This is a genomic window from Flavobacterium sp. LHD-85, from assembly GCF_030929595.1.
In the GTDB taxonomy this organism is placed as follows: Bacteria; Bacteroidota; Bacteroidia; order Flavobacteriales; family Flavobacteriaceae; genus Flavobacterium.
Genome location: NZ_JAVFVR010000030.1, coordinates 1 through 8,695 on the forward strand (window position 1 = coordinate 1; position 8,695 = coordinate 8,695).

Annotated in this window: 9 protein-coding genes and 1 pseudogene; 5 read left to right on the plus strand and 5 right to left on the minus strand. The window is 34.8% G+C overall.

What is annotated here, in order from left to right; translation table 11 throughout:
• Nucleotides 1–113: 113 nt before the first annotated feature.
• Both RB618_RS23575 and RB618_RS23580 read right to left on the minus strand, forming a co-directional pair.
• Nucleotides 114–590: pseudogene (locus RB618_RS23575) on the minus strand (DUF932 domain-containing protein); the annotation flags it as partial.
• A 53-nt stretch (nucleotides 591–643) separates the two neighbouring features.
• Nucleotides 644–1,036 (minus strand): single-stranded DNA-binding protein, encoded by a 393-nt coding sequence (locus tag RB618_RS23580; RefSeq protein WP_308071074.1) that lies wholly within the window; start codon nucleotides 1,034–1,036, stop codon nucleotides 644–646.
• Between the two features lie 229 nt (nucleotides 1,037–1,265).
• Between RB618_RS23580 and RB618_RS23585 the strand changes: the two genes are divergently transcribed.
• The 5 genes from RB618_RS23585 (at nucleotide 1,266) to RB618_RS23605 (ending at nucleotide 4,876) form a co-directional block, all read left to right on the plus strand.
• Nucleotides 1,266–1,454 carry a hypothetical protein gene (locus RB618_RS23585; protein ID WP_308071075.1) on the plus strand — a complete coding sequence of 63 codons (189 nt, stop codon included), beginning with the start codon at nucleotides 1,266–1,268 and terminating at the stop codon, nucleotides 1,452–1,454.
• Nucleotides 1,455–2,346: 892 nt separating this feature from the next.
• Nucleotides 2,347–2,772: a response regulator gene (locus RB618_RS23590; protein ID WP_308071076.1), complete on the plus strand. Its 426-nt coding sequence runs from the start codon at nucleotides 2,347–2,349 to the stop codon at nucleotides 2,770–2,772.
• Between the two features lie 28 nt (nucleotides 2,773–2,800).
• Nucleotides 2,801–3,022, plus strand: a complete 222-nt coding sequence (locus RB618_RS23595; RefSeq protein ID WP_308071077.1) for a hypothetical protein — start codon at nucleotides 2,801–2,803, stop codon at nucleotides 3,020–3,022.
• A gap of 1,308 nt (nucleotides 3,023–4,330) precedes the next feature.
• Complete coding sequence (locus RB618_RS23600) at nucleotides 4,331–4,582, plus strand: DNA-binding protein (protein ID WP_308071078.1); 252 nt, start codon at nucleotides 4,331–4,333, stop codon at nucleotides 4,580–4,582.
• A 6-nt stretch (nucleotides 4,583–4,588) separates the two neighbouring features.
• Complete coding sequence (locus RB618_RS23605; protein WP_308071079.1) at nucleotides 4,589–4,876, plus strand: hypothetical protein; 288 nt, start codon at nucleotides 4,589–4,591, stop codon at nucleotides 4,874–4,876.
• 389 nt (nucleotides 4,877–5,265) lie between these two features.
• Here the strand turns inward: RB618_RS23605 and RB618_RS23610 are convergent, their stop codons facing one another.
• From RB618_RS23610 to RB618_RS23620, 3 genes are all read right to left on the minus strand, one after another.
• Nucleotides 5,266–6,291 (minus strand): NAD(P)-dependent alcohol dehydrogenase, encoded by a 1,026-nt coding sequence (locus RB618_RS23610; RefSeq protein ID WP_308071080.1) that lies wholly within the window; start codon nucleotides 6,289–6,291, stop codon nucleotides 5,266–5,268.
• Nucleotides 6,292–6,696: 405 nt separating this feature from the next.
• Nucleotides 6,697–7,149: a DUF420 domain-containing protein gene (locus RB618_RS23615; RefSeq protein WP_308071081.1), complete on the minus strand. Its 453-nt coding sequence runs from the start codon at nucleotides 7,147–7,149 to the stop codon at nucleotides 6,697–6,699.
• 137 nt (nucleotides 7,150–7,286) lie between these two features.
• Nucleotides 7,287–8,552: a chloride channel protein gene (locus RB618_RS23620; RefSeq protein ID WP_308071083.1), complete on the minus strand. Its 1,266-nt coding sequence runs from the start codon at nucleotides 8,550–8,552 to the stop codon at nucleotides 7,287–7,289.
• Between the last annotated feature and the right edge of the window lie 143 nt (nucleotides 8,553–8,695).

Sequence of the window (8,695 nt, forward strand, 5' to 3'; positions counted from 1 at the left end):
CTACACTCCCCATTAGGTTTCCCCTTTGGATAAATCGGATGTTGATGAGCAGTTTGAACACTTGCTCAGCAGTTTGCCAAAACTGCATTCACTACACAACCTTATGGGCGCACAATATACTTTTCGACTACATCATCGCCTTTCCCTACACGGATATAGTCAGGGAGTTTCGCTGTAATAAAGATGCGTTCCCCTCTGCCTAAAGCCCCTGCTGTTTCGTACAGAATGCCTTCGCCGCCGCCTACAATGGCATCAAAGAAACTGAACGCTTCACGGTTCTGTACAATCTGATAATCTCTGCCCACTACCCCCAGTACGGTGTTGTTATCTTTGCGGATATTCGCAAAACAGCCGTCTACTTCCAGTTCCGTGCTTCCTATTTCTATGCTGTCAGCATCCTGCAAGATACCTGAGCTTTTTGTGAATAAAGGGCTTTTTGCCACCTCGTAATCCAGTCCTGCTTGTCTGATGGCTTCCCCGCTTGTCGGATACTGCTCCACAACCTGCCCCAGACCGTGCCATGCATTTTCATTCACGCTGAAAAATGAATATTTCCCTGTCTTATCGTTATAATTGATATTATGTGCCATGATAACTAATTTTTAAAAGTTTATAACTGCCCTAAAATGTTCTCTGCAAGATGTCAAAATGGGACATCATCTTTCGGAGGCTTTGCTTTAAGTATTTTCTTTTCAACTTTAACAGCTGACTGCGCCGTATCGGATTTCTTACCGCCCCCGTGGAGCTTAATCTGTGCGGTATTGAAATTCAGTCCTGCTCGGGGTTCTCCGTCATTGCCTGTCCAAGCCCTTGCGCTTACCCTTCCTGTCAGTTCCACAACAGTGCCTTTAGTAAGGATACTGGCTACTTTCGGGCTTATCCAGTAGGCACACTCAAAAAATGTAGTCTGCTCTACTTTGTTGCCTTCTTTAGTGCGGTAGCTGTCATTGATGGCTACTGAAAAATTCACTACCTGTCTGCTGTCGGGCAACGTGCGTACCTCTGCATCTTTTGTCACTCTTCCAATGATGTTCATGATTTCTGATTTTTATGATTAATTTTTATTTTTTATTTTTTTGAAATTTATTCGGCAATGAGAGGAGGCGCTGTTTTGTTTCATCACTGCTGTTTTCAATATTTCATTTTTCATTTCTGACATTTTTTTTTATTCGTCTAAAGAGCCGGAGTATGCTTTGTTTGGTTTCAGGAGCATAAAAAGGTTAGTGTTCAGCACCTGCAGGGCTTTGATAAAAAATACAACCCGGATGGGTGGAGATTTTTTAGCAAATCTGAAAGACACGGCCTTGCTGGTACGCTCGGAACACGGAGTTACCTTTGCTCTTGAAATCGGACAAACAGCATACTGGTTTTTTGATAAAAAGCAGCGGGAAGCAATTGAGATACTTTGGAAGAAATACAACGAGGAAGAAAAAAATAAGCAGGCCTGCGCATGAATCTACTTTTTCCATTATTGATCCTGGCATGAGGCAGTCCTAGATGCTATTCTTGATTTAAGTTTTACCGAAACGCAGTCATCCCGGGAGATGAAAAACTTTTAATTGGAATAGATCAAACTATCTGCAGCATTAATTCGAAGTTATTCCCTGCTGCATCTGGATTACATCCTGCATCGTGCCATTTATTCTAGTAATGACATGACACAGATACTGATTTCATAGCTGCCCTCAAATACAGACATACAATAAATATCATTTAAGAAACGTTTTGGAAGTGAATTGCAATTTCATTTGATGCACTTGTTTTGCAAAAGAATTATTACTTAGCCACAACAAATAATGGCAGGATCACGACATTAGCAGTATGCAGATACTGCTGTGGCAGCACTTGTATTTTAAATATTTAAATCTCCATGATTAAAAAAAAATGACCAATTTAGTGCAGACTAATAATAGACCAGGAAAGATTTTGTAAGCAGACATAAAATGGAAGATTATGTTTATTATGGACGCCCGTCCGGTACGTAAGAGTATCGGCGGGTTTTTCCATTTGACATTTTAAATACATTTAAAATTTTACGACAAAGGGGAAAATATTATAAAATACATCAGCCTTTCAAAGCAACAAAAATTAAAACAGACATCGTTTTTTTGTATAGCTGCCTAAGTCGAATAATTATCCATCAGTTTGTTCTGAAATTGAAGATGATTTAACACTTAAGATTGTGCTGAAATATATCTTTTTTCTCCATTAGTTGAAATTTTGTTAAAAAAAACTAATCAAATTATTATTTAACAAAATAAATTATAAATTTATTAGTATTAAAATTACACTAAATTGAATCCGTAAGATAATTTCTAAAAAAAATATTAATCAAACTTTCGAAAAATGAGAAGAAGCGGAGAAATAATAATTATTGAGGATGACGAGGATGACAGGCTACTGCTCAATGACATTTTTGATATCTTGGATTACCCCAATAAAATCGTTTTTTTTGAAGATCCAACCCAGGTTGAAACATACTTATCAGATCCGGATGTGAGCCCCTTTATGATACTGTCAGATATCAACATGCCAAAAATGGATGGCTACGAACTAAGGAACAAAATTCTTGCCAACAAGGACCTATGTGAAAAATGTGTGCCCTATATTTTCCTTTCCACATCAAAAGATCCCCAGAACATAGCAAAAGCGTATAGCTGCCAGGTACATGGCTATTTTAAAAAAGGAGATGATTTTGAATCCTTGAAAAAAATGATCCAAAATATTGTAGAATATTGGCGTACGAGCCTTACCCCAAAATCAGTGGTTTAATTTAAATAAATCACTAATGACCATCGAAATGGCAACAATACCAATTCATTTTAGAATGTTGTCTGCTCAAATCATTGTTTGTCGGGATGATTCTGATTGTTATTTCTATTTCTATACAAACCAACAAACTTATACAACTGATAGTATCAAAATAAAAATTAAAGATCAAGATACAGGTATAAAGGAGGAGGCAAACCCCAATAGTTATATGCAATACCATATAAAAAGGTGCCCATTAGCATATAAATAATAAATACCATTTTTCTTAAACAGTATTTAACTCAACAGTACAAGATTACCGATACTATTTTTACTGCTCACTTTTGATAAACGCTCAGTGTTTATTTTTTATCAAATCTTTTTCAAACCTCATTGCATTAATTTTAAAGATACAGACGCAGGCATAAGTTTTAATCCATTGAATTGTTTAGTTACAAATAACAAGAAACAAATTTAAGCAAAAAGGCCGCAAAATATAAAACAAGGCATAACAACTGCCCAATGTATTTTAAATACGATCGAAATTTCATTTTTATTCAATTGCTGCAAAAAACATAATCCGTTACGTAATGCCGTAAAAAAAATATGACACTAATTAATATCTTTGCTATAATGAAAGATAAATATCAAGACATAAAAGATAAAGAAGAAATTAAACTAAGTCAAAGAATATCCAAAATTGATCGTCGACAAAACCGAATTATTTTTATTCTATTCGCCGCTTTAATTGTTACTCTTGCGGCTTTTTTGTATGTTTCAATCTGCGCACTGAAATAAACTATGGGCTTAAAAAACTAATCTGCTATCCTGATAAGCGCCTTCACTTTACATAAGTAAAATTTTTAAGAAATATAGATTTCGTGAAATCTTATATATACTGTTCTAAGGATCACTTTCATTCTTAAATAAGCGATGCAGCTGAGAGATCAAGCATCAACAAAGGATAGCCAAAAACGACAACAGAACTCATCTGCTAGAAACTCACCTGTGGCAATCTCAGCTCTGATAACCAGCAATTTGACAACATCTTTTTATAAAAAATTTAAGTTCAAGAAAAAAATCGCTGCACATTTATTTAAAATCTTAATCTCGAGGTCCTGCTTGTTCTATTACTCTTAATAGATCTGCTTTTAATTATAGAATCACTCTGTGTGTTTTTTATAGAATAATTTTTGGCTTAATTAATATGATTGCTTTTATAAGCAATAAACAGCTAGTAATGGCATTACATCTGGGCAGCAAGGTAGAATAACACAAAAAAAAAAATCACATTTACTATTTTGTGGCAAAATTGCGGCACAAGGGATTTTTCAAAACTTTAAATTTAGTAATGAAGCACATTGCAGCATCTGGTACGAAAATTTTTAAAAAGCTTTCTAAGCGCTATAAATATGGCTCTTTCCACGGTTCATTAAATGATTCTGCACATTCGTGTTTTATACCAGTAATCAGAAAAAAAAAGTCAAAACAGGTCTTCGAAAGCCATTTATGATTAAGAATTTTTAAACTGTATATTTTTATATGGTCATAAAATTGATTAAACAAAATAAAAAAAATTATGAGCGAGCAAATAACAAAAGACGATTTAAGACAGTTTACCCTGATGATCATTAATGAAATAAGAATTGATCGCCAGAAGCAAGAAGAATTCATTCCTGACTGGCTCAAAAGCTGTGTTGTTAAAAAAGCATTGAGTATTTCTTCGGCCTCACTTCAGAGTCTTCGTACAACTGGAAAAGTAAGGTGCAGAAAAATACTCGGTTCTTATTACTACAGCAAAAATGATCTGGCAGATCTTTTTAAAGATTAATAGGTCATGGAAATAAATACTCTATTTGACTACTTAAAGCTATTTGAAAAAGATACCAGATTAAATGTATGGCATTTTTCATTACTCAGTGCAGTTTTGTATCTAGGATACAGACAGCGCCAATCTAAAATTATTAAAGTCAGCAGAAGCAGAATAATGTCGTTGTCGCATGTAAAAACCCTGCCTACTTACCATAAATATTTTAAAGAGCTGCAGACAATGGGGTATATCAAATATACACCCTCTTATAATCCAGGATATCAAAGTGAAATTGAACTGTTGTCAATTAAATAAAAGAGAGAAATCAGACAGCAGATCTCATTATTTTTTTAAGTTGCACTTTTTCAAATTAAACACATCAATGTGCTTAGTACCAGTTTAACATCAAAAATAAAGCGCCTCTGACTGCCTTTAAACGAGCTGTTAAAAATTTATGCTTTCAATAATGATAATCCATCATTATTGATCATTATTGATCATTATTCATATTAATGAATTATCATTATTTTAGCAGATTGGTAAGTAAATTGCTTTTAATAATAATAATAGTAGTGCTAATATTATTATTGCAGAACAAAAAAAGCCATTGTCTTCCAATGGCCTCTATAATATAACTGCCGGGCAGTTTAAAATTTGTCGCAATCTTTCTATCTATATAAAATTACAGGTTTTAAGACTGCAGACTATGGAATCAATACGGCACGACCTTTAATCTGCCCGCGACGCATTTTATCGTAAACTTCATTTATCTGCTCCAAAGCAAACTTTTCAATTTCAATATGGATTTTTTCCTGTCTTGCCAGTCCCACAACCTCCATTAGCTCTATACGGGATCCCCAGTATGGATTAGTCATAGTGACACCAAAGGGCAGCCCATTCATGCTGTATTGGTAATATCCCCCGCCTAGTCCGACAATGGTTAAATCACCGTCCATACCAACAATTTTAGTTCCCAGTTCTATCGTAGAGGTTGCGCCTACAAAATCCAAAATCACTTTGGCTTTTTTTATTCCTGTAATTTTTAAAATCTGGTCCGCGGCATCGGCATCTTTAGAATTAATAGTGTAAGCAGCTCCGAGTTCTTTGGCGAACACCAGCTTATCCTGGGTCACGTCGCATGCGATTATTGCGGCGCCTGATATTTCTCTTAAAATCTGTATTGCAACGTGGCCTAATCCTCCCACTCCTATAACTACAGCATACTCGTCCGGCATAAGTTTAGGCAGCGACCTTTTAATTGCTGAGTAAGGCGTAAGAGCGGCATCAGTTAATGGTGCCGCAATTACCGGATCCAGGTCATAAATAGGCACTAATAATCTAGAGGATGGCACCAGCATATATTCTGCCATGCCGCCATTAAGGCCCAGCCCTCCTCCGTAGCCTAATTCACTTTGATGGTCACAGTAATTTTCTTTCGACTGCTGGCATGGTTTACAATGTCCGCATCCCCAAGGTCCATATACCAGTACGGCATCGCCTTTTTTATAATCTTTTACAGTTTCACCAACCGCCTCAATCCATCCGGCATTTTCATGACCGAGAGTAAACACCATATCACCAACTGTGCCCTCATCAATAATATGCAGATCAGAATGACAGACTCCTGCCCCACCAATCTTTAACAAAACCTCATCTCCTTTGGGAACAGGTTTTTCCAAATCATTAACTACCCTTACATCTTTATGTCCAAAATAGCGTGCTGCTTTCATAACTTATATTTTTTTTAAATCATAATTTCGTAAGAAGCAATTTACAAAAAAAAAGCTAATTGCGTAGCAGGTGTTTTTTAAAGTTTTGTTAATAAACATCTTATGCTCTTGGGATGTACAAATAATTCACATGCATAAGGTATCTCTGATACATTTTTTATGATTCTGCAATACTCAACTTCAATTTATTGTAATCCCTGCTATTTCCCTTATTTCTTCATTAATGAAAAATAATGCTTCATTTGCTGCGGCATTTCAAAAGTTTTAAAATAAACGCAATCTGAAAATTATATCCACAAGGGATCTTAAAGCTTTTGCCTGATTAAATTATTATTTAAAAATCCCAATCAATAAAGCGTATTGAGTATGTTCACTGCTAAAACAGGACTATCTTTAAAGCAAATTTTATATTAGGTTTAAAGTCATCAAGTATACAGCGAGAGCTGTAACTGCGGTGTAAATTAAACCCCCAAAAATAACATATCCTAATCTCTTATGGACTGTAGAAAACTTTCCAGGAAGACTTTTTTGAAATTTAATATTAGAAATTACAATTAGAATTGTCCATAGCAAATAACTTAAAACTGCAATAATGATATGAGAGAATAAAGTAATTTTAAAGAAGCTGGTATTATAATAATTACCTTGAGAAGCTAAACTGCCAGATCCGCCGGCTGACCGAATTAATCCTTCTAATGCTAAAACACCAATAACACATATAATAAAAGTAATGTTTTGGATCCTGCGATGGGTTTGATAATTTCTTTTCTTTGCGATTTTTACTCCATAGTAAACCCCAAAAGGAGAAAAAAGCGTGAGCAGTAAAACGGCAGTCATAATAACAATAGTTGCATTCATTTTTTTGTTTTTAATTAAGTTTTATTTAAGTATTCAAAATAGATGTTTTCCTGCGAATCATTTGTTTCGAGCTTTAATTTGCATTAACCTTTAACGTTTCAAGTTTGCGAAGTGCCTTTTTTTTTATCGATCAAGCATTACTTTGCTGCCAGATAAAAATCATAGGAATACACATTATAAGGCAAAAGTTTTTTTGAAAAAAAATACGAAATTACACTTCCGAATAAAATAGGAACAAACAATAAATATCCGTTTGGAAGTAAATTACATATCAGAACCAAAGAAGTAAAGGGAGCAAAAAGAGAAGCAGATAAAGCAGCAGCTGCCCCTACCAAGGCAAAATTTAATGGAATTAAATTTGCTCCAAAATAATTATTCCCGGTAAAGGCAACAAGCAGCCCTAAAAATGCTCCGCAAACAATACTAGGTGCAAATACACCTCCGTCTCCACCTGCACCAAGTGTAAGGGATGCCGCCAGCGGTTTTAGCATTGTAATGATTAATAAGAAAAAAAATGAAACGTTTGGAGTTGTTGCTGATTCGTGCAGCACCTCTCGAAGGGCATCGTAACTATCACCATATAAGCCTGGATAAAAGTAAATTAATACCCCAACAATCAAAGCTCCTAAATTAACACGTATGAAATTGTTCGAAATAGCACCGAAAAGACCTTTAATCCGGGTAACTAAAAGTGTGAAATAAACAGCTAAAACCGCTGCAAAAAGGCTTAAAATAATAAAAAACGGAAAAGCCGTCCAATTCCAATCTGCAATAGTATATAAGAGTAAAGGTTTATTATCAAATAAAGAAATAAACAGCCAGCTTACTAATGCTGAAGAAGTACAGGCAATAACCAATGTTTTGCTTATTTTCCTTGCAATAACCTCCATAGCGAATAACCAGCCAGCTAAAGGACTGCAAAATAAAATAGCAACTCCCGCGGTCACCCCTGCACAGATTAATTCCCTTTTATATATTTTTGCAGACAAATTCTTTTTGTAAGCAAAGTTTCCAATAGTAGCCGTGGCCACTACAGTAGATACTTCTATACCGGTGGAACCTCCGAATATTACTGTTAGAAAACCATTAATGTAATGCGAGGGTATTTTGAATAAAGGCAAATGGTCTTTGCGCTGGTCAAGTGTTTTATATATTTCGGTTATTCCTTTATTTTTCCTATTCTTGAATGCATATTTTCTCAAAAAATAAATCGCGGTAATTCCAATTGTAGGAAATAAAATTATTGCTGCTGAATAATTACTGGCAATATTAAATAGGCAGTGTTCAAAAAATTCTGTTAGCTTTTTTAGTGAAAATGCGAGCAATGCCCCGCAGAGCCCAACAAAAATAGATATAAGTATAAGTTTAAAGTAGTTTCGATGAATTATCTTGTGTCTTTCCATTTAGCGGGTAAATAATTTTTGTTTAAAAAACAAAGTTAAATATTAAAAAAGGTTATTTGTATTTTCTATTTTTTTTACTTAGAAAATTAATAGTGAATCGTTAAAAGATTTTTTAAAGCCAAAAGAGGTCGTGCCATTCTTTG